17 protein-coding genes are annotated in these 19,809 nt (G+C 66.9%); 8 read left to right on the plus strand and 9 right to left on the minus strand.

From position 1 onward, the window contains the following. Positions 1-9 precede the first annotated feature (9 nt). Entirely contained in the window at positions 10-717 is a 708-nt protein-coding gene (locus ON26_RS13260) for a hypothetical protein (protein ID WP_040796373.1), read from the minus strand. A gap of 695 nt (positions 718-1,412) precedes the next feature. Between ON26_RS13260 and ON26_RS13270 the strand changes: the two genes are divergently transcribed. Then, on the plus strand, positions 1,413-1,616 hold the full coding sequence (locus ON26_RS13270) for a cold-shock protein (RefSeq protein ID WP_040796375.1): 204 nt from the start codon (positions 1,413-1,415) through the stop codon (positions 1,614-1,616). Between the two features lie 81 nt (positions 1,617-1,697). On the opposite strand, the gene ON26_RS13275 is transcribed toward ON26_RS13270, so the two are convergent. Next, positions 1,698-2,657, minus strand: coding sequence for a TauD/TfdA dioxygenase family protein (locus tag ON26_RS13275; RefSeq protein ID WP_051027050.1), 960 nt, complete (start codon positions 2,655-2,657; stop codon positions 1,698-1,700). A gap of 259 nt (positions 2,658-2,916) precedes the next feature. On the opposite strand from ON26_RS13275, the gene ON26_RS13280 reads away from it, so the two are divergent. Together ON26_RS13280 and ON26_RS13285 are read left to right on the plus strand one after the other, a co-directional pair. After that, the gene (locus tag ON26_RS13280) at positions 2,917-4,233 is read left to right on the plus strand and encodes an NtaA/DmoA family FMN-dependent monooxygenase (RefSeq protein WP_245545840.1); all 1,317 of its coding nucleotides are present in this window, start codon (positions 2,917-2,919) and stop codon (positions 4,231-4,233) included. 416 nt (positions 4,234-4,649) lie between these two features. Then, positions 4,650-5,354 carry a GTP pyrophosphokinase gene (locus ON26_RS13285; protein WP_051027023.1) on the plus strand — a complete coding sequence of 235 codons (705 nt, stop codon included), beginning with the start codon at positions 4,650-4,652 and terminating at the stop codon, positions 5,352-5,354. Positions 5,355-5,669: 315 nt separating this feature from the next. Here ON26_RS13285 and ON26_RS13290 read toward each other — a convergent pair whose 3' ends face one another. Continuing rightward, positions 5,670-6,038 (minus strand): hypothetical protein, encoded by a 369-nt coding sequence (locus ON26_RS13290; RefSeq protein WP_040796377.1) that lies wholly within the window; start codon positions 6,036-6,038, stop codon positions 5,670-5,672. Between the two features lie 312 nt (positions 6,039-6,350). Then, positions 6,351-7,685, minus strand: coding sequence for an alpha/beta hydrolase-fold protein (locus ON26_RS13295; RefSeq protein WP_040796515.1), 1,335 nt, complete (start codon positions 7,683-7,685; stop codon positions 6,351-6,353). Between the two features lie 495 nt (positions 7,686-8,180). Between ON26_RS13295 and ON26_RS13300 the strand changes: the two genes are divergently transcribed. Continuing rightward, positions 8,181-10,019 carry an AMP-dependent synthetase/ligase gene (locus ON26_RS13300; RefSeq protein WP_040796378.1) on the plus strand — a complete coding sequence of 613 codons (1,839 nt, stop codon included), beginning with the start codon at positions 8,181-8,183 and terminating at the stop codon, positions 10,017-10,019. Positions 10,020-11,067: 1,048 nt separating this feature from the next. Here the strand turns inward: ON26_RS13300 and ON26_RS13310 are convergent. From ON26_RS13310 to ON26_RS34540, 5 genes are read right to left on the minus strand one after another with little or no spacing between them, the layout of a single operon-like run. Beyond that, entirely contained in the window at positions 11,068-11,955 is an 888-nt protein-coding gene (locus ON26_RS13310) for a potassium-transporting ATPase subunit C (protein WP_040796380.1), read from the minus strand. Between the two features lies 1 nt (position 11,956). Next, the gene (kdpB, locus tag ON26_RS13315) at positions 11,957-14,098 is read right to left on the minus strand and encodes a potassium-transporting ATPase subunit KdpB (protein WP_040796381.1); all 2,142 of its coding nucleotides are present in this window, start codon (positions 14,096-14,098) and stop codon (positions 11,957-11,959) included. A 1-nt stretch (position 14,099) separates the two neighbouring features. Beyond that, positions 14,100-15,770, minus strand: coding sequence for a potassium-transporting ATPase subunit KdpA (gene kdpA / locus ON26_RS13320; RefSeq protein ID WP_040796382.1), 1,671 nt, complete (start codon positions 15,768-15,770; stop codon positions 14,100-14,102). Further along, a complete protein-coding gene (locus ON26_RS34535; RefSeq protein WP_245545849.1) occupies positions 15,771-15,857 on the minus strand; it encodes a potassium-transporting ATPase subunit F in 87 nt (28 codons plus the stop codon). Then, positions 15,854-15,952 carry a potassium-transporting ATPase gene (locus ON26_RS34540; protein WP_245545841.1) on the minus strand — a complete coding sequence of 33 codons (99 nt, stop codon included), beginning with the start codon at positions 15,950-15,952 and terminating at the stop codon, positions 15,854-15,856. Before ON26_RS34540 ends, ON26_RS34535 begins: the two co-directional genes overlap by 4 nt. Positions 15,953-16,704: 752 nt before the next feature. Between ON26_RS34540 and ON26_RS13330 the strand changes: the two genes are divergently transcribed. From ON26_RS13330 to ON26_RS34545, 4 genes are read left to right on the plus strand one after another with little or no spacing between them, the layout of a single operon-like run. Further along, a complete protein-coding gene (locus ON26_RS13330) occupies positions 16,705-17,157 on the plus strand; it encodes a hypothetical protein (RefSeq protein WP_157171881.1) in 453 nt (150 codons plus the stop codon). Then, positions 17,157-18,077 carry a hypothetical protein gene (locus tag ON26_RS13335; RefSeq protein WP_040796383.1) on the plus strand — a complete coding sequence of 307 codons (921 nt, stop codon included), beginning with the start codon at positions 17,157-17,159 and terminating at the stop codon, positions 18,075-18,077. Before ON26_RS13330 ends, ON26_RS13335 begins: the two co-directional genes overlap by 1 nt. Beyond that, on the plus strand, positions 17,998-19,374 hold the full coding sequence (locus ON26_RS13340; RefSeq protein WP_245545842.1) for a V-type ATPase 116kDa subunit family protein: 1,377 nt from the start codon (positions 17,998-18,000) through the stop codon (positions 19,372-19,374). Before ON26_RS13335 ends, ON26_RS13340 begins: the two co-directional genes overlap by 80 nt. Continuing rightward, a complete protein-coding gene (locus ON26_RS34545; protein ID WP_040796385.1) occupies positions 19,371-19,805 on the plus strand; it encodes an ATP synthase subunit C in 435 nt (144 codons plus the stop codon). The genes ON26_RS13340 and ON26_RS34545 overlap by 4 nt, the downstream gene beginning before the upstream one ends. The last annotated feature ends 4 nt before the right edge of the window (positions 19,806-19,809 follow it).

Genomic DNA, 19,809 nt, shown 5'->3' on the forward strand with positions numbered 1-19,809 from the left:
CGCCGGGGGTCAGAGATCCGCCCCCGGCTTGAGTACGCCGAGCGCGGCGGCCACCAGCACGCTTCCCCAGATCGTCCACACATAGGGCAGGCATCCGTCCACGCTGCGCTTGATGGCATGTTCGACCTCGCTGGTCGAACCGGTCGTCATGAGAGCGCCGAAGGCGGGACCGAAGGGCCGCAATGTCATTCGGATGCCCAGGCCTGCGGCGATCGCCGTCGCGTACAGCGCGATCTTGGCGCCCAGCCAGCGCGGCTCGGTCGTCACCCCGAACGGCTCGTCGACGAGGATCGCGTACAGCCCGGCCGCCGCCATGCCGGCGACCACCGCATACCGGATCGCGAGGTCGGTCCTGGCCACCAGCGGGTAGCTCCCGTGTGTGCGGTGCTGGATCACCGTCAGGGTCAGCCAGCCCGCCGCGAACAGCCAGGTCAGCACCACCAGCCACCAGGGGAACAGGTCGTGGCCGAACAGTCGCGCGCCGTGCGGGTCGGCCGCCATCAGCGTCACGCCGCTGGGCAGGAACAGCACCAGGCAGATCTTCGGCGCCAGATCCAGCCCGCTCATGATCTTCAGCGCGGTCGATCGTGCCTCCGGGCTGATCTGCGGGTCGATGACATACCGGCTGGAGTAGAAGACGCCGAGATCGCCGCCCAGCCAGAAGACGAACAACACGATGTGCACGATGATCCACCAGCCGTGCGGATGCGGTCCCATATCAATCCTTTACAAGCGAACGCGGCGCGTGGCTCGTCCTCGTGTCGCAGCCGGCCGGGGGAGCTCGGCATCTATGGATACAACGTATCCCTATGAGAAACGACGGGCAACCGGAAAGAGTCGGGTCACCGCCCCTCGGGCATCAGTCGGAGTGGTTGGCCGCCCAGCGGCGGGCGACGGGCGCGGCCAGGGCGTCGGCCATGCCTCGGGATGGCGCACAGCCGGTCGCGGCGGTCGCCCACGAACCGACTCGCGTAGGCATGGGGCGGCGGGCCGTTCAGGTCCTCGAAACGAAGGACGTCTATGTCCGGCAAATCTCCCCGCAGCACTGCTGCGAAGAAGTCCGGAAAATCCCTCGAGGCAAAACGCGCGGACAAGAAGGCGAAGGCCGTCAGGAAATCCGAGGTCGAGTCCACCTTCGAGCCCAAGCGTCGCCGACAGGCTCCGCAGGCGCTTACATATAGCCGAAAGCTCTTGTCCGGCAACGACGTTCGTTGGTGAGCGTGCAGCTGCGCAGCGTGTCGGAGTGCGCCGCGGGCAGCGCGGACTTTCCGGCCCATCCGCGGCGTCGAAGCTGCGGTCGGCTCCGGTCGTTCGGAGCCCGATGTGCGGAATCTCCGTGGGTGTGGCATAGTGGTCCCGGAGACCGGGCTAAATCGAGCACGGCTCATCTACAGAAATGAAATTTTTTTAACATGGCTCAAGGCAGCGTGAAATGGTTCAACGGCGAGAAGGGCTTCGGCTTCATCGCCCAAGACGGAGGCGGCCCTGACGTCTTCGTGCACTACTCCGCCATCGGCGGCTCGGGTTTCAAGTCCCTCGACGAGGGGCAGCGCGTGGAGTTCGAGATCGGGCAGGGCCAGAAGGGCCCGCAGGCTCAGGACGTCCGCGTCATCTAGTCGACGCGAGTTGTAGGCTCCGCACCTTCGAGGTGCGGAGCCTTTCTCGTTCCCGGTCGTGCAGTGCCGGAACGTGACGGTTCAGGAGCCGTGGAACGGCTCGCCTTCCAACGATTCCGAGACGCGGCCGTCCACGCCCTGTGGCACGTCGCCCTCGATGGTCACCCGGTAGAGCACCCGGTCGTAGCCGAGGTGGCCGGCGTCGGGGATGGCCAGGTGCGCGGTCGCGCGGTTGTCCCAGAAGGCCACGCTGCCCGGCTGCCACCGGAAGCGGACCGTGTATTCGGTGCGGGTGGCCTCTTCCCAGAGCGCGTCGAGCAGGTGCGAGCTCAGGCTCGGGCCCAGGCCGCGGATGTTCTTGGCCTTGCGGGTGAAGCCCGGGCTGACGAACAGCACCCGCTCCCCGGTCTCCGGATGTACGCGCACCACCGGGTGGAACGTGCGCAGCGGCTTGTTCGAGATGATTTCCGAGCGCGAACTGCCCTGTGCGGCACGATTGTCGAAGGTGTGCTCGGCGTCGAGCTTGTCGAGGAACTCGCGCAGCTCGGCGGGCAGGTTCTCGTACGCCGCCACCAGGTTCGTCCACGCGGTGTCGCCGCCGTAGGGCGGCAGGATGTCGGCCCGCAGGATCGAGAACGCGGGCGGGTTCACCAAGGCGGTGACATCGGTGTGCCAGCTGTTGTCATAGGAGGTGCGCTTGCGTCCGTAGAGTTCGGTGTAGCGCCTGCTGTCGATGGGCAGGATTTCCGGGAATCCTTCGGGTGGATTCTCCTCGTACGGATGAGCGGGCGTGACTCTGCCGAAGCGGCGCGCGAATGCGATCTGCTCCGCGTGGCCGATTGTCTGATCCCGGAAGAACACCACCTTCCATTTCAGCAATGCCTGCCGGATCTCGGCGATCACCGCGTCCGGAAGATCCTGTGCCAGATCGACACCGGAGATTTCCGCGCCGGTGTAGCCTGCCAGCGGATGCACGGTGATCGAGGACGGTGCCGCGTCCGTGGACTGCACGGAAATCGGTTGTGCCGCAGCGGTTGTCATCTTTCCCACCACCTGTTCTGTTCGGGATCGGATGTGGGTGCCAGCGTAGGCGGCGCCGACGGCGCGAACCCCGTTGCGATCGCTGAGATTGCCTACACGATTCATGAAGAGGAACTTCAAATGCCGCCTCGAAGCGCATAATTCCGATCACGCCGATCGGGTTCGTTGCCCGGGCCGGACGCCGCGGCGCATTGTTGTTCCGACCCGCGACCGGAGATCGTCGCGAATGTTCTTCCGCATGTCGAAACGGAGAGACGCCATGTCCGAGCGCAGACTGTTCCTGAATGTCGGTGTGAACAGCACCGGATACCACGGGAACTCGTGGCTGGCGCCGGGGCATCGATGGGACCGCTTCACTTCGTTCGACCACTACGTCGAAGCGGCGGAACTGGCCCGCGAGGGCACCTTCGACGCGGTATTCGTCTCCGACCACCCCGCCTTGCAGCGCGCCGCCACGAACAGGCCCTTGCACTCACTGGATCCGATCGTGCTGTTCACCGCGCTCGCGGCCAAGGTGCCCGACATCGGCTTCGTGATCACCGCATCGAGCACCTACAACTCCCCGTACAACCTCGCGCGGCGGCTCGCGAGCCTGGATCATGTGTCGGGCGGACGGGTGATCTGGAATGTGGTGTCGAGCTTCAACCCCGACATCGCCGCCAACTTCGGCTCCGCGCCGCTGCCGGACCGGGCCGCGCGGTACCGCCGGGCGGGGGAGTTCGTCGAGGTGGTCCAGGCGCTGTGGCGCAGCTGGGACCACACCGCTTCCGACGCGCCCACCGAGCTCGGTGATCCACTCTGGACCGCGGACTCCGCACGGGCCATCGACCACGACGGCGAGTTCTTCTCCGTCCGCGGCCCGCTGAATGTGCCCGTCGGCCCGCAGGGGCACCCGCTCATCTGCCAGGCAGGCGCCTCGGAAGCGGGCATCGACCTCGCCGGCGCTCGCGCGGACCTCGTCTATGCCGGTCTGCTCGGCATCGACGCGGCCCGCGAATTCCGCGCGCAACTGAACGCGCGCGCCATCGCCCACGGCCGCGATCCCGGCGCCATCCGCCTGCTCCCCGGCCTGGTGCCCATCGTCGCCGAAACCACCGAGGCCGCTCTGCGCGAGCACGAACGCCTGAACGGTCACCCCGACGAGGAGTCGCTGCTGCGCGCCTTCGCCGACCGGCACGGGCTGCCCTACGATCCCGAGGCCGTGCTCATCCCCGAACTCTTTCCGATCGACCCGGACCAGCAGTCCCCGATCGGATTCACGAAGGCCTTCCGCGATCTGGTCACCACGGAGCGGATCACGCTTCGCCAGTTGGCCCGCCGCATCGAGGGCGGGCACCGTCTCGTGCTCGGCACACCGGCCGAGGTGGCCGAGCAGATCCTCGATTGGTGGCGCGCGGGCGTCGTCGACGGCTACACCGTCCAGCCTCCGACCCTGCCCGGCGATCTGCGCACCTTCGTGCGGGAAGTCATTCCGCTGCTGCGGGCGGCGGGTGCGTTCCCGTCGGCCTATCCGGAATCGACCGTGCGGGCTCGTTTCGGCCTACCCGATCCGGTGGCGGTGCCCGCCGCGCGGTAACCGGCCCACCCGCCGAGGTCCGACTCGCCGGGCCGGTGTGACGGCCGGGTTCACCACGGATTCGCCGGCAAGGTCGGGCGCTCTGCCGGGCAGGGGGTCCTTCGTGTCGGCAGGCCTCGTCGCCACCGCAGCCGCAGCCACATTTCGGGTGTTGGCCTGGTTGTCCACGGGCTCGGCATCGGCAGGGCCGTCCGGCGCGCTGTATCGCGCCGCCGATCGGCTCCTGGGGTGATGATTGCGGTCGCGTAGCTGATGGGGGCGCAGCGTACCGTGGTCGACGTCCGGGAGCGCCGGTCGCGCGGCCGTGTGCGCGTTGAACGGCGTGACCGGTGTTGAGCACGTGAGCCGACGGGAGAGGCGCAGTGGTGGCAGGAGAAGTTGGTGGCGGCGACCAGCGCGGGACCGACGACGACGCGATGATCGGCTACATGACCCGCATGCGGGACGATCTGACCCGCTTCGTGATGGAGTACGACTTCGCGGTGCAGGAACTGCTCACCAAGGTGACGATCCTGCGCCAGGAATTCCTGAATCTGCACCACTACAACCCGATCGAACACGTCACGTCCCGGGTGAAGTCGCCTACGAGCATCCTGCGCAAGGTGATCCGCAAGGGCATCGATCCCGGTCTGCCCTCGATCCGCGAGCACATCACCGATATCGGTGGCGTGCGGATCACCTGCAGTTTCATCTCCGACACCTATCGGGTGCTGGAGGCGCTCACCTCCCAGGACGACGTGCGCGTGATCGCCGTCAAGGACTACATCGCCCACCCGAAGCCCAACGGGTACAAGAGCCTGCATGCTCTGCTCGAGATCCCGGTCTTCCTGTCGAGCGGGCGGGTGAACGTGATCGTCGAACTCCAGGTTCGCACCGTCGCGATGGACTTCTGGGCGACGACCGAGCACAAGATCTTCTACAAGTTCGACGGCCATGTTCCGCAGCGTCTCATCGACGATCTGACCACCGCCGCCCAGACCGCGGCCGAACTCGACCGCAGGATGGAGCAGTTGCACACCGAGGTGCACGGTGTGGACGCCCGAACCATCGGCGCCCCGACCGACATCGACGACGATGTGCTCCGGTATTTCTGGGAACACGCCAGGAACTCCGGCGCCTGAGGCCGGCTGCTCGCACTTCGGGCCGCGGACATTCGATTCGGCTTGTGCGTTACCGACCCGGAAATCGGCGAGGTGGCGGACTTGTCCTGATCCACCGGGTCCGCCGGAGTCGACGACCGGTGCCGTCGGTCCGCACTTCCGATATCGGAGATCGCATCCGGCTACCGATGGGGAACCGGTGACCAGATGGTGATCGAACCCGGGGCTGTTTTCGCTCCGGCGAATTCACATGCATCGCCGCGCTCAGCGTGCGGAACGAAAATATCGGGGCCCCGGGGGTCGATCGTGCGACGCGGTGATCTCTTCGAGATCGGATCAGGCGGCGGGCTCGGGCTGGGTCAGCTCCTGCACGCCGAGGAGCGCGTCGATGATGTTGACGAGGGCGGAGGTGCCGCCGTCGAAGGCGGAGCTGCCGGTGTCGAGCAGCGCGGAGCCCGAGGCCAGGCCGCCACCTTCGGCGGAACCGGTGGCCAGGCCGGCCGAGCCGGTGGCCAGGCCTTCGGCGGAGCCCGTGGCCAGGCCGGTCTCGGCGGAGCCTGCGGCCAGACCGGCCGAGCCGGTGGCGAGTGCGGCGGAGCCGGTGACGGCGGTGGCGCTTTCGGCGGAGGCCACGGCGACCGGGCCGAAGAGCAGGGCGGCGGCGGAGACGGCGCCGGCGGCGGCAACAACCTTGCGAGAGATCATGGCGGAGCTTTCCTTCCACGGTTCGGATATAACGACACCATCACGGCGCGCACCCGCAACGTTAGGGAAGGGAGACCGTCGAAGCTACCTTTAATTTTTGTGTGATAAATCACCGTTAATACTTGGCAAACTACCTGTTCTATCGGGGTTACGAAATTCGATCTTGAATTCGTGATAATTCGATCTTGTTTCTGCCGGATAATTCTATCCGGGCGTCGAAGAAATTCGTTCGTGTCGCATCGGAGTGGTGGCTGTGGCGATGTCGAGTCGGCGTGTCTCGAACCCGCTCGGTGAGTCGCCGCCGAGTGGGCGTCATGCGAGTGCCGCAGGCCGCAGGTGGGCGATGATTCCTTCCAGGTCGGTCGCGAAGAGTTCGGGCCGGAACTCGTGACCGCCGGGAACCTCGTGCGCCTCGTGTGGGATGCCGGCATCGGTGAGGCGCTTGCGGAATTCCCGCTGGCCGGCCAGCACCTGGGTTTCGTTCACGCTGTCGAACCAATCGATCGGTTCCGGACTGGTGCCCGCGGCGAGGAATATCCGCTTGTCGCGGTAGCTTTCGATCCGTTCGATCGGATTGTCCGCGCTGACCCTGGCCTGGTTCCAGAACGGTGCCCCGTAAACCGTGGCGCCGCCCAGTTCCAGCGTCGCCGAGGTCAGATTCGCCCAATGCACGACGAGGCCGAAGTCGCGACGCAGGCTCGCCGGGCCGGAATGGCTGCTGACCGAGGCGAAACGATCGTGATACTTGGCCGTGTATTTCAGCGCGCCGAAGCCGCCCATCGAGAACCCGGCGACCGCGCGACCGTCGTACTCGGCATGGACTCGGAAGTTCGCCTCGATCCACGGGAGAAGCTGGGTGATATGGAATGTCTCCCAATTGCGCGGACCCACGAAGGATCCGGTCGGATTGGAATACCAGCCGGCTCGGCCGCCATCGGGCATCACGACGATGATCGGCTTTCCCGCGGTCCATTCGCGGATGCCCAGGGAATCGAAGGTGCGGAAATCCTGGACGCCGCCGTGGAGCAGATAGAGGACGGGATAGGTGTATCCGCTGGTGTGGTAATCGTCGGGTAGCAGGACGTTGACTCCGGGGTTCCAGCCGATCGCAGCCGTCCGGAATCGGTAGTACCACATGCGCGGGTCGTCCTCGTCGCGCTCCACGATCGACAAACCGAACCCGTCGCTTCGCTCGAGGAATATCGCGAGGACCTGGCCGGCGGCGGGTTCGGCGATGCCGTTGGCGGCGGCGATGAGCGGAGCGAGGGAGGCGTCTCCGTAGTAGCGAGAGGCCAACTCCGACAACGTTTCTCCCGCTCGAACCTCGTGCCGTACGAGATCGGGCACGATGAGCTGTCGTCCCGCGGCGACGGCGTCGGATTCGATGATGCCGTTGGCGGCGGCGATGAACGGGGCGAAGGAGGCGTCTCCGTAGTGGCGAGTTGCCAGCTCCGGCAACGTGTCTGCGGTGACGACCTCGTACCTCGTGTATCCGGAGATGATGAGCCGCTGTCCCGCGCCGACCTCGTCGGGTTCGGCGATCCCGCTGGCGATGGCGATGAGCCGGTACAGCTCGGCGTCTCCATGGAAACGTAAAGCCAACATAGGCAACGTTTCCCCGGCCGCGACCGTGTGTGTTCCGACCATCCCGATCACCCCTTTGATAGCAGTTGGCTCTAGTGTCGGGGGTGGTGGCCTGTGGTGTGCGCGGATTTGCGGAATCCGGGCCTGGCGTGGTGTGCGCGCGCCGTCCCCGGCTCGCCTATGGCGACCCCGTGGCGTACGCGGCCCGGGTGGGCAAGCGGAAGGGGAGTGCGCGGCCGGGGTGGACACGCACGCCGGGCACCACGGCGGTCGGCTCTGTCCCCCTCGGTCAGGCCTCCTCGACATGGCCGGCAACCCGTGGGCGTGCCACCGACCATGTCCGCTCTCGCCGCCCCGTTACCGACTTGTTGCACCCCGCGCAACGCGCTCGTCGACGCCCCCGGGCGAACAGTGCCGCGGCGATTACCGCGCCGTTGTCGCGGGCGGCTCGTATCTGTGCGCCGTTCGGGTCACGACCCGCTACGAGCTGCGGAGATGGCGATCGATTGTGTCCGAGCGCCGCACCGATTCGGCCTCGGATTCGCCTAGAATCGAGTAATGACGTTCCTCCGGAATTCCGAGGAGCTTTCCGATCTCAGCACGATCGAGCACCGGGCATCCTCGGTCGCACACATGTTGGTCGACCGCGTCACCGCCACACCGAACACAGAGGCATTCCGGTTCCCCGACGGCGAGGGCTGGACCAGCGTTTCCTGGAAACAGTTCGGTGAGCGCGTCGACATCCTGGCCGCCGGGTTGATCGCCCTGGGAATCCAGGCCGAGGACCGGGTAGCGCTCGTGTCGTCCACCCGATACGAATGGGTGCTCGCCGACTTCGCCGTGATGTACGCCGGCGCGGCCACCACTACCGTGTACCCGACCATGACCGCTCCTGGCGTCACGTTCATCATCGCCGACTCGGGCAGCCGTGTCGTCGTCGCCGAGGATCAGGCCCAGGTCGACAAACTGATCGAGCACCGCGCCGAGTTGCCCGACGTGCAACGGGTGGTGATCTTCGACGGCGAAGGCGACGGAGACTGGGTGATCACGCTCGACGATCTCGAAGAGCGCGGGCGCGCCCTGCTGACCGGATCCCCCGACGCGGTGGCCGATCGCATCCGTGGCATCCGGCCCGAGCACTTGGGCAGCATCATGTACACCTCCGGCACGACCGGCACCCCGAAAGGCGTCAGGCTGCCGCATTCGACGTGGACGTACAGCGCGGCGGCTATCGACGCCGTAGGTGTGCTCGGTCCCGACGACCTGAACTTCCTGTGGCTTCCGCTCTCGCACACGTTCGGCAAGGTGATGCTGGCGCTGTCACCGCTGGTCGGTTTCCCCACAGCCATCGACGGTCGGGTGGACAAGATCGTCGACAACCTCTCGATTCTGCATCCCACCATCGTGGCCGGCGCCCCGCGCATCTTCGAGAAGGCGCACGCCCGTATCGAGGGCGTAGTGGCCGACGAAGGCGGGATCAAGAAGAAGCTGTTCGACTGGGCGGTCGGCGTCGGCCTGAAGGTGTCGCGTGCGAGACAGGCCGGCGAGAATCCGTCGTTGCCGGTCGCCGTGCAGCACAGAGTCGCCGACAAGCTGGTGCTCTCCACGATCCGTGAACGCTTCGGTGGTCGGCTGCGGTACTTCGTTTCGGCGGCGGCGCCGTTGGCCCGCGACGTCGCGGAATGGTTCGACGCGATCGGAATCATCGTGCTCGAAGGCTACGGTCTGACCGAGACCGCCGCCGCGTCGTTCATCAACCGGCCGGACGCCTACCGGTTCGGAACCGTGGGCAAGCCGTTCCCCGGCACCGAGGTGAAGATCGCCGAGGACGGCGAGATCCTGCTTCGGAGTCCGGGTGTGATGAGTGGCTATCACAACCGCCCCGAGGCCACCGCCGAGGCGCTGGACGCGGACGGCTGGTTCCGCACCGGCGACATCGGCGAGATCGACGCGGACGGCTTCCTGCGCATCACCGACCGCAAGAAGGACTTGTTCAAGACATCGCAGGGCAAATACGTCGCGCCCTCCGCGATCGCCGCCACCTTCAAGGGCATGTGCCCGTACGCGGGCGAATTCATCGTCTACGGAGAGGCGCGGCCCTATTGCGTCGCCTTGATCGGCCTCGACGCCCAGAGCATCGCCGAATGGGCGGGCAAGCACGGTCTGGGAGAAAAGCCGTTCGCCGAAATCGCGCGGGACGAGAAGACCCACGACCTGCTCGCCACCTATATCGACGAGCTGAATGCCCAGCTCGATCGCTGGGAACAGATCAAGAAATTCGCCATCATCGACCACGAACTGTCCGTCGAGACCGGTGAACTCACACCGAGTATGAAACTGCGCCGCAAGGTGGTCGTCGACAACCTCGCCGACAGCATCGACGCCCTCTACCGGTGACGTCGATCGATGACTGTCGCCCCGCCGTGCGCGGCGCGTCCTTTCTTCGGTGTGCCCCCGGCCCCCCCGGGGGGCGGTCCGGTGCCGGTCTAACCGCCGGCGCGTTTGCGCCTCAACGTGTCGAGATCGACGACATTGCCATCGGGGCCGGAACTGCCCGGGTCGTTCTCCGGAGCCGGGTGCCGCGCCGTGACGGGGGCGACCGGCCACCACCCTGTCTCGCGTTGCAGTTCCGATCGCAGTACGGGCTTGGTCGGTGCGGGGTCGAAGACGGAGCCACCCTGCGCGCACCAGGTCCTGCGCGGCCCCCCGCCGGCCTCTTCCGTCACGCGCCGCGGACGACGCGGTAGCCGGGTGACTTTCGACGTGCCGTCTCCAGCTCCGGGGGTCTCCATAGCCTTCATTCCTTCTTCCAGCGCGACCGCTGCGGCTCGTCGAACCTCTTCCCGCCGGACCCGTGGCAGATCCCATCCCGGTTCGATTGCGTCGCGCACATCCGTATCCTCCCTCGATAGGCTACCGTCCCGCTCCCGAATGAGGTGGGGGACGATGCCGCTGTCTCGCAGCGAGGTGGCGGGTTCGGCGACGCCATCGGCGGCACGAGAATCGATGGCGAATCAGCCCCCGCCAGGCATCCTTACTCGACCCGTTGTTCGAGATGGGGGACAGCCGAACGGATGAGCCGTCGGCCGCCTTCAGGAAGTCGGCCGACGGGAGGCAGTAACGGCAGATCCAGCCGGTTCGAGATATGAGCCTGTAGCGCGAGTCGTAGAACTTCTCGCTGTGCCGGCAGCAGTTCTCTCTGCGCAGTGTGATGCCGGTCGGATGGCGAGAGCGCCCGGCTCAGCGCCGCCGGCGGCTGCAATGTCGGGGCGTCGGCTCCCAGATGGTCGGTCGTTTCCAGGCGCCCTACCGCCTCGACCGGAAACCACCGACCGAGTACGAAGCCGGACTACTATGCCAACTGCTCTCGGCAACCCGCTGCGGACAGACAACCCGGTGCGCACGAAACCCGGGAGCTTCAGTTGTTGTTCGACCATTTTCGGGGTCAGCCGTGCATCGGATATCTGAGGTCGAGGTCGAGGTTGAGTTCGACCACGTTGACTCGGGGTTCGCCGAGGAAACCGAGTGTTCGGCTCTGGGTGTGCGCTTCGACGAGTTCGCGCACCTGATCGGCGGTGATGTGGCGGGCGTCGGCGATTCGGGCGACCTGGATATCTGCATACCTGGGAGAGATGTGCGGGTCCAGGCCGCTGCCGCTCGCGGTGACCGCGTCCGCGGGTACCGCGGTATGGCTGGTTGCGCTGCCGAAGATCGGGACGATGAGCCCGGTCGAGTAGTCCGCTCCGGGTTCGGCGCATTCCACGGTGAGTCCGAGGTAGGTGGCCAGGAACGGTGTGGCCGGACAGGTCTGGTTGATGCTGATGACCCGCACCGGCCGCGAGATTCGGCCGTCGGCGTCTCGCGGGCCGATGACCGAGAGCACCGCGCCGAGGCCGTCGTCGGTGCAGAATGGACGGCTGCCGTCGACCCCCTCACGGTCGCCGATGGCCTTGCTCCGAGAGCACACCGTCGATAGCAGGCTCAGCGTTACCTTCGTCGGGTCGGTGTCCAGGGTGTCGACGATGCTTTCGGGTCCGAGATTGCTTGCCGCGGTGGACAGCGGGTCATATCCTGCCCCTGCCACGGAGGGGCGGCTCTGGAAGTACTGCGCCAAGGCGTTGCCGTCGGCGTCGGTGAACGACTGCCCGATGAGGCTGCTGCCGACCAGTTTGCCGTCGGAGGTGAGCAATGAGCCCTCGGCCTTGTCGCGCAGGCCGGGAGCCTGCGCGACTGCGAAGACCGCTAGCGGATAGGCGATTCCGGTGATCGCGGTGAGCACGAGCAGCGCGCGCAGCGCTGCGACATGCTGATGAAGCCGTGTTGGCATCTTCATTTCAGGACATCCCTGGAAAGAGTTGGACGACCAGGTTGATGATCTTGATACCGATGAATGGTGCGACGATGCCGCCGAGACCGTAGATGGTCAGGTTGCGGCTGAGTAGTTTCGACGCGTTGGAGGGCGTGTAGTGCACCCCGCGTAACGCCAGCGGAATCAGGGCAACGATGACGAGTGCGTTGAAGATGACTGCGGACAGGATCGCCGACTCAGGACTGGCCAGGCGTATCACGTTGAGCAGGTCGAGGCCGGGGAACAGCCCGATGAACAGGGCGGGCAGGATCACGAAGTACTTGGCGATGTCGTTGGCGATGGAGAAGGTGGTCAGCGCGCCGCGGGTGATGAGCAGCTGTTTGCCGATCTTCACGATCTCGATGAGCTTGGTCGGGTCCGAATCCAGATCGACCATGTTCCCGGCCTCCTTGGCAGCGGAGGTACCGGTGTTCATCGCGACCCCGACATCGGCCTGTGCGAGGGCCGGTGCGTCGTTGGTGCCGTCGCCGGTCATCGCGACGAGCCGTCCACCGGCCTGTTCCCCCTTGATCAGCGCCAGTTTGTGCTCCGGAGTGGCCTCGGCGAGGAAATCGTCGACGCCCGCCTCGTCGGCGATAGCTCTGGCGGTCATGGGATTGTCGCCGGTGATCATGATGGTGCGGATGCCCATGCGCCGCATTTCATCGAAGCGCTCGCGCATGCCGCGTTTGACGACGTCCTTGAGATGGATGACACCCAGCAGCCGTGCCCGGCCGTGGTCCACTTCCGCGACGGCAAGCGGCGTGCCACCCGAGGCCGAGATACTGTCGACGATGGCGCCGAGCTCCGCCGGTACGTCACCGCCCTGTGAGCGTACCCATTCGGTGACCGCGCCGGTCGCCCCCTTGCGCAACCGGTGGCCGTCCGACAGGTCGACACCCGACATGCGGGTGTGGGCGGTGAACTTCACCCAGGTCGCTCCGGTCAGTTCACCGGGCGTCCGCGCGCGTTTGTTGAACGCCTGTTTGGCGTAGACCACGATGGACCGACCCTCGGGGGTCTCGTCGGCCAGGCTGGACAGCTGTGCCGCGTCGGCCATCTCGTCATCGGGAACGCCCGGCAACGGGACGAATTCCGAGGCTTGCCGGTTGCCGAGGGTGATGGTGCCGGTCTTGTCCAGCAACAGCGTGTTCACATCGCCTGCAGCCTCCACTGCATGGCCCGACATGGCCAACACGTTACGTTGAACCAGCCGGTCCATGCCCGCGATGCCGATGGCCGAGAGCAGTGCGCCGATAGTGGTCGGGATCAGGCAGACCAGCAGCGAGACCATGACGATCCCGGTGACACCGTGCGCGTCGAGCGCTGCCGTGTCGGGTACACCGGGGTTGTCGGTCTTGGAGAAGATCGCCAGCGGTTGCAAGGTGACCACGGCGAAGAGGAAGATGATCGTCAGCGAGGCGAGCAGGATGTTGAGCGCGATCTCGTTGGGCGTTTTTTGTCTGCTCGCGCCCTCGACCAAAGCGATCATCTTGTCCAGAAAACTCTGGCCGGGTTCCTGGGTAATCCGCACGACGATGCGATCCGAGAGCACATAGGTGCCGCCGGTCACCGCGGAGCGGTCGCCGCCGGATTCTCTGATGACCGGGGCGGATTCGCCGGTGATGGTCGATTCGTCGACCGAGGCGATGCCCTCGACCACGTCGCCGTCGCCGGGGATCACCTGCCCGGCCTCGACGACCACATGGTCACCGCGCCGTAGTGCCGGTGCGGCCACCCGTTCTTCGACGGTCCGGCCGCCGGGTGTCCAGTCGGAGAGTCTGCGCGCGACCGTGTCGGTCCTGGCTTTGCGCAGCGCGTTGGCTTGTGCTTTGCCTCGGCCCTCGGCTACGGCTTCGGCCAGGTTCGCGAAGATCACTGTCAGCCACAGCCACACCACGATCGCCCAGGCGAAGAATGTGGGGTTCGCGATCGCGAGTGCCGTCGACCAGAGCGCGCCGATCTCGACGATGAATATCACCGGATTGCGCCACATGGTTCGTGGATCGAGTTTGCGGATCGCGTCGGGGAGCGAGGTGAGCAGCATCTTCGGATCGAGCGCGCCCCGACGGACGCCCTTGCTCGGACGTTCGGCGTGATCGTCTACATCTGTTACGGCACCGGTCATTTCAGTGGATTCCTTCGGCGAGCGGCCCGAGTGCGAGGGCAGGCAGGAAGGTGAGCGCGACCAGGATCACCGTCACCGCGACGACCATGCTGACGAACTGTGGCCGATGCGTCGGCAGGGTGCCGATCGAGGCGGGGGTGGTGCCCTGTTGGGCCAGTGACCCGGCGAGGGCGACGACGAAGATCATCGGCAGGAAACGGCCGAACACCATCGCCAGGCCGAGGGCGGTGTTGTACCACTCGGTGTTGCCGGCCAGACCGGCGAAGGCCGAACCGTTGTTGTTGGCCGCCGAGGTGAAGGCGTACAGCACTTCCGACAGTCCGTGCGGACCCGAGTTGAGCATGCCTGCTCGTTGCCCCGGCATCGCCGTCGCCACCGCGGTACCCACCAGGACTATCAGCGGGCTGATCAGGAAGTACGTCGCGGCGAGTTTGATCTCTCGGGGGGTGATCTTCTTGCCGAGGTATTCCGGGGTGCGTCCGACCATGAGACCGGCGACGAAGACGGTGATGACCGCGAGGATGAGCATTCCGTAGAGTCCCGAACCACTGCCGCCCGGTGCCACTTCACCCAGTTGCATGTTGAACATGGTCATCATGCCTCCGAGGCTGGTGTAGGAGTCGTGGGACGAGTCCATCGCACCGGCACCGCTCAGGGTGGTCGCGCCGGAGAAGGTCGCCGAGTTGGCTACGCCGAAGCGGGTTTCCACGCCTTCCATGGACGCGCCGATCGCGGTCGGCACGGTGCCGTGGTGCGCCAGTTGGAAGATGCTGCTCAGGGAAACGCTGACGATGGCGATGGTGCCCATGATCGCGGCGATCGCGTAGCCCTGTTTCTTGCTGCCCACCATGCGCCCGAAGGTGCGCGGCAGCGAGAAGCTGATCACCAGCAGCAGGAAGATCTCGATCCAGTTCGTCCAGGCGGTTGGATTCTCGAACGGGTGGGCGGAGTTGGCGTTGTAGAAGCCGCCGCCGTTGGTGCCGAGTTCCTTGATGACTTCCTGGCTGGCCACCGGGCCGCCGGTGAGGGTCTGCTGCGTGCCGTTGAGCGTCGAGGCCACCTGGTCGTGCAGGTGGAAGTTCTGGATGACGCCGCCGGCGATGAGCACGATCGCGAAGACGAAGGCGATCGGCAGCAGGATGCGGATGGTGCCCCGCACCAGGTCCACCCAGAAGTTGCCGAGATCGCTGGTGCGCTGCCTGGCGAATCCGCGGACAAGGGCGATCGCCACGGCCATTCCGACTGCGGCGGAGACGAAGTTCTGCACCGCGAGACCGGACATCTGAACCAGGTGCCCCTGGGTCGATTCACCGGAGTAGCTCTGCCAGTTCGTGTTCGTCACGAAGCTGATTGCGGTGTTCCACGCGAGTGCCGGGGTCATCTCGGTGCCCGGATCGTCGAGGTGCAGTGGCAGTTTTCCCTGAATCAGTTGGAAGAAGAACAGGAACAAGACGCTGACCGCCGAGAACGCGAGCACGCTGCGCGTGTAGACGCTCCAATTGTGCTCGACGTGCGGTGATACGCCGATGGTCTTGTAGATGGCCCGTTCCGCGCGGGAGTGTTTGTTGCTGCTGTAGACCCGGAACATGTAGTCGCCGAGCGGTACGTGGACGAACGCGAGAGCGATGATCAGGGAGGCCGTGAAGACGATTCCCGCTGTTGTCGTGTTCAACTAGAACCTCTCGGGAAACAAGAGGGCCGCGACCATGAAGACCGCGACGCCGATGGCCAGCGCGAGGCCGATGATGTTCGCGATCACAGTTCTTCCACCCCTCGCTGGATCAGGCCCAGCAGCGCGAAGACAGCCACGGTCAGCACCGTGAAGACCACGACAGACATTCCTACAACCTCCAAGTGGTGCCCTTGTAGGGGCGCGGACACAGCGAGTCGAGCGGTCGTCCAGGCGTGGACAGAGCTCCTTTCCGGTTCCCAGCGCCTCATCGATGGGAATGTGACAGTTCACTTACGGCAGAAGCTCTGTTCGGTGAAAGGATGCCCTCGATGGCGGGTGGGGAGTCGGCAACACACCGCGAATGTCGCGTTGAGGGCGTGAGTGCCGAGTACGAAGGGATCAACGGGCCACCGATTGCGTCGAGAGCCAGCTTCGTCGATCCTTCGATGCCTCGTTGATCGTCCACCGACACGCCTCGACGCGGTGTCAGCGGCGTCCGCCAATCGCGTCGGCACCCTGTTGTGCCAGAAGGTCCTCCTCAGGGGCGGCGGATGGTCCTTTTCGTTCGTCTGTTCGCCGGCGCGATCGAGGTGGACATGTCCGCGCTCACCGGCGAATCGGAACCGACCGAACGCGTCGGGGCCGCGCCACCGAGGCGTCGTTCACCCCGTTCCAGCACCCCGGCAACCAGCGCAGTGGGCTCGGCCCGTCCGTTGGCCGAACGTTTTGTCGGCGCGATTGGCGACACCATCGCCCCGAGGACACGCCCAGCGGCGGGTTCCGCCGTGATCACGTTGCCCGCCGTGCGGTATCCCGCCCGGGGCGAAAGTCCTCAGCGCCGGGGGAGTTCGTCTCTGGAGGTGCGGCGGTGGCCCGGCTGATAATCGCTACAGGTTTCACCTGATCGCTACTGGTTTCGCCGGGCGGAGGTGTGATGACAGGACTTCGGGACTTCCTGGCGCGGTTCCGTCCCATAGGCACGCCGGGTGCGCCGGGAGTGAGGGGTGTGCCCGTCGACCGCACCGCTGAGCAGACCCGGGAGCTGGAGCCTCTGTTCGCGCTCCTCGCGGACGCCGAACAGGAGGCGAGTGTGATCCGGCAGCGTGCCGTGGACGAGGGCGAGCGCATTCGTGCCGACGCGCGCAGGCGTGCCGACGCCCTCGTCGCCGGCGCCCGCCAACGTGCCGAGGGGCTACGGGCGGGGGCGGCGGCGAAAGCCAGAGCCGCTGCGGACACGGAACGGGACAGTGCCGAACGGACCGCAGCGGAGATGGCCGAGCACGTGCGGTGCCGGGCAGAGGAGAGGCTGCCGGAATACGTCGCCCGCGCGGTCGGGCGGGCTCGGGCGGCGCTCGACCAACTCGGCAATGACGCGGGGAGAGGATAGTGGGTGCCGGATGGCTCATCGGTCAGGTGCGCGGACGCGCACTGCTGAGCCGCAGACTGGGTGACGCCGGCGCCCGCGACCTCGCCGCGAGCCCCTCGGTGGCCGCCGCCGTCGCGATTCTGGCGGAGGGTCCCTACGGCCGGTTCGTCCACAGCGGTCAGTCCCTCGCGGATGTCGAGCACGGAGTCGCCGCGACCACGTTGTGGCACCTGCGGGTGCTCGCGGGCTGGCAGCCGCGAGAAGGCGCCGAACTCGTGCGCCAGCTGGCGGGCTGGTTCGAGATCGCCAACGCCACCGAACACGCCCGCGCGTTGGCGGGGCAGGAGTCGGGGCGCCTGTTCGAGCTGGGGCGGCTCGCGACCGCTTGGTCTCGGCTGGCAGCGGCCGGGTCGCCATCGGCGTTGCGGGCCGCGCTGACGGCCTCGGCGTGGGAGGACGCCGGGGACGGCACCCCAGTGGCGGTGGCGGTGTCGATGGGGCTGGCCTGGGCGGCGAGGGTGCGGGCCGCGGTTCCCGAGGCCGCCGCCTGGGCCGAGGGTGGTGCGGCGCTCCTCGTCGCGCGGCAGCGGCTCGCCCTCAGCATCGATTTGCCCAGCGCGGTGGCCCGGCGGGCGGAAGCCGTACTCGGCGATGGCGCTACGGCAAAGACGTGGGAGGCCTTTGCCACAGGGCTGCGCCCCGCCGCGCGCTGGCCGCTGGCCGATCTTGCCGGGCCCGAGGATCTGTGGCGGGGTGAGGCGGCTTGGTGGTCGAAAGTGTCGCGGGATTCCGCGCTATTGGTGCGGCAGCCGCGGCCGGGGCGCGCCACTCTGCTCGGCACGGTGGCGTTTCTCGCCGTGGATGCCCGCCGGGTGCGAGCAGCGCTGGAAGGCGCGGCGCGGGGCGGCCGAGTGCTGGAGCTCTTCGATGAAATCGGCTGACCGGCACGGCATCGGCCACGCTACCGAGCCGGTGCGGATGCGGCGGGTTGCGCTCGTCGCCCCTCGCGACGAGCTGCGCTCGGCCCTCCTTGCACTCGCCGAGGCGGGTACCGTGCAGCTCGACCGCATCTCCGACGAAAAGCCGGTGGCCGACGACGAGCAGGTCGCGAAGTACGTGCAGGCCGCCGTGCCGCACGGTGAAGTCGCCGCGCTCACCGGCTGGGTGCCGCAGGCCGAGCTGGCGGATGTCGCGTCGCGGCTGGGCGAGATCGGGGGGACTGCGTGTCCACTGCCGTCGCCGCGTGGCGTGGACCCTCCGACATTGCTGCCCGCCGGTGGGCAGGTGCGCACGTCGTTCTCCGCGCTCGTGCGCACTTACGGCACTGTGCCGTATGCAGACTTCGATCCGACGATTCCGGCCGGCTTCGCCTACGTGCTGATGTTCGGCATGATGTTCGGCGATGCCGGGCATGGGCTGTTGCTTGCCGGCGCTGCGTTGCTGTTGCGCGCCGGGCGGCCCGGTAGGTTCGCGCAGCTGCGTGCGGCGTGGCCGTTCGTCGGCGCGGCGAGTGTCGCGGCCGTAGTTTTCGGGGCACTCTACGGTGAGTTCTTCGGCCCGACCGGGGTATTGCCGGTGTTGTGGCTCGCTCCGCTGGCCGACCCCGTGCGGTTGCTGACCGCCGCGGTCGCAGTCGGGGCTGTGCTTCTCGCGGTCGCTTACGCGGTGGCGATCGTCAATCGCTGGCGGGAAGGTGGGCTGCAGCGGGCGGTGTACGCCGCATCGGGCGTCGCGGGGCTGGCGGTGTTCTTCGGCCTCGGTGGCGTGGCAGCGGGGGTCTTTCTCGGCGCCGGGGCGCTGACCGCGACCGGCGGTGTGGTCGCCGGACTCGGTCTGGTGCTGGCCGCGATCGGTTTCTATTCCGAGGCCGGCGGTGGTGCCGGCGCGGTGGCTCAGGCGGGGGTCGAGGTTTTCGACACCGTGATCCGCCTCGGGTCCAACCTGTTCTCGTTCGCCCGGCTCGCGGCGTTCGGTCTCACGCACGCGGCGCTGGGCTGGCTGGTCTGGACCGCCACCGTGAACCTGTGGCACGCCGGGGGGGTGGATGCGGTGGTCGGCGTGGTGGTGTTCGTGGTGGGTAATGCGCTCGCGTTCGCGCTGGAGGCGCTGATCGCGGCGATTCAGGCACTGCGCCTGGAGTTCTACGAGCTGTTCTCCCGGGTGTTCAGCGGCGAGGGGGAACCGTTCCGCCCGTGGCGACTGCCCGCGGAACACACAGACAAGGAGGTGATGTCGTGACCGCATGGTTGCTTGCGCTCCCGGTCGCGGCGGCGGTCTTCCTCCTCGCGGTCCGCTCGCTGCGCGGAGGGCGACGGTCCGGCCTGGTTGTGGTGCTGGGGTTGAATGCGCTGCTGCTGGCGGGAGCCCTCGTCGTGCTGGTGTTCGCGCTGGCAGGCAGTGGCAGTCCCGCCGAGGCTGCGCCGGTGGCCGCTCAGGCGGCGGTGCAGACCAGTTCCGGCAACTGGGCCGCGCTGCTGGGTGCCGCGATCTCGGTGGCCGGTTCATCGATCGGAGCGTCGATTGCGGTGGCCTACACCGGCGGTGCTGCCCTTGCGGCATTGAGCGAACGACCCGAGATCTTCGGCCGGGCGATGGTCATCGTCGGCCTCGCCGAAGGTATTGCCATCTACGGGCTGATTGTCGCGATCATCCTGATCGGGAAGGCGTGAAGGT

The sequence above is a fragment of the Nocardia higoensis NBRC 100133 genome, from assembly GCF_000308595.1.
In the GTDB taxonomy this organism is placed as follows: Bacteria; Actinomycetota; Actinomycetes; order Mycobacteriales; family Mycobacteriaceae; genus Nocardia; species Nocardia higoensis.

What these genes read in the sequence shown, in the direction of transcription:
- ON26_RS13260 (WP_040796373.1), bottom strand. Translation starts at nt 717, where the DNA reads ATGGGACCGCATCCGCACGGCTGGTGGATCATCGTGCACATCGTGTTG.
- ON26_RS13270 (WP_040796375.1), top strand. Translation starts at nt 1,413, where the DNA reads ATGGCTCAAGGCAGCGTGAAATGGTTCAACGGCGAGAAGGGCTTCGGC.
- ON26_RS13275 (WP_051027050.1), bottom strand. Translation starts at nt 2,657, where the DNA reads ATGACAACCGCTGCGGCACAACCGATTTCCGTGCAGTCCACGGACGCG.
- ON26_RS13280 (WP_245545840.1), top strand. Translation starts at nt 2,917, where the DNA reads ATGTCCGAGCGCAGACTGTTCCTGAATGTCGGTGTGAACAGCACCGGA.
- ON26_RS13285 (WP_051027023.1), top strand. Translation starts at nt 4,650, where the DNA reads ATGATCGGCTACATGACCCGCATGCGGGACGATCTGACCCGCTTCGTG.
- ON26_RS13290 (WP_040796377.1), bottom strand. Translation starts at nt 6,038, where the DNA reads ATGATCTCTCGCAAGGTTGTTGCCGCCGCCGGCGCCGTCTCCGCCGCC.
- ON26_RS13295 (WP_040796515.1), bottom strand. Translation starts at nt 7,685, where the DNA reads ATGGTCGGAACACACACGGTCGCGGCCGGGGAAACGTTGCCTATGTTG.
- ON26_RS13300 (WP_040796378.1), top strand. Translation starts at nt 8,181, where the DNA reads ATGACGTTCCTCCGGAATTCCGAGGAGCTTTCCGATCTCAGCACGATC.
- ON26_RS13310 (WP_040796380.1), bottom strand. Translation starts at nt 11,955, where the DNA reads ATGAAGATGCCAACACGGCTTCATCAGCATGTCGCAGCGCTGCGCGCG.
- kdpB (WP_040796381.1), bottom strand. Translation starts at nt 14,098, where the DNA reads ATGACCGGTGCCGTAACAGATGTAGACGATCACGCCGAACGTCCGAGC.
- ON26_RS13330 (WP_157171881.1), top strand. Translation starts at nt 16,705, where the DNA reads ATGACAGGACTTCGGGACTTCCTGGCGCGGTTCCGTCCCATAGGCACG.
- ON26_RS13340 (WP_245545842.1), top strand. Translation starts at nt 17,998, where the DNA reads ATGCCCGCCGGGTGCGAGCAGCGCTGGAAGGCGCGGCGCGGGGCGGCC.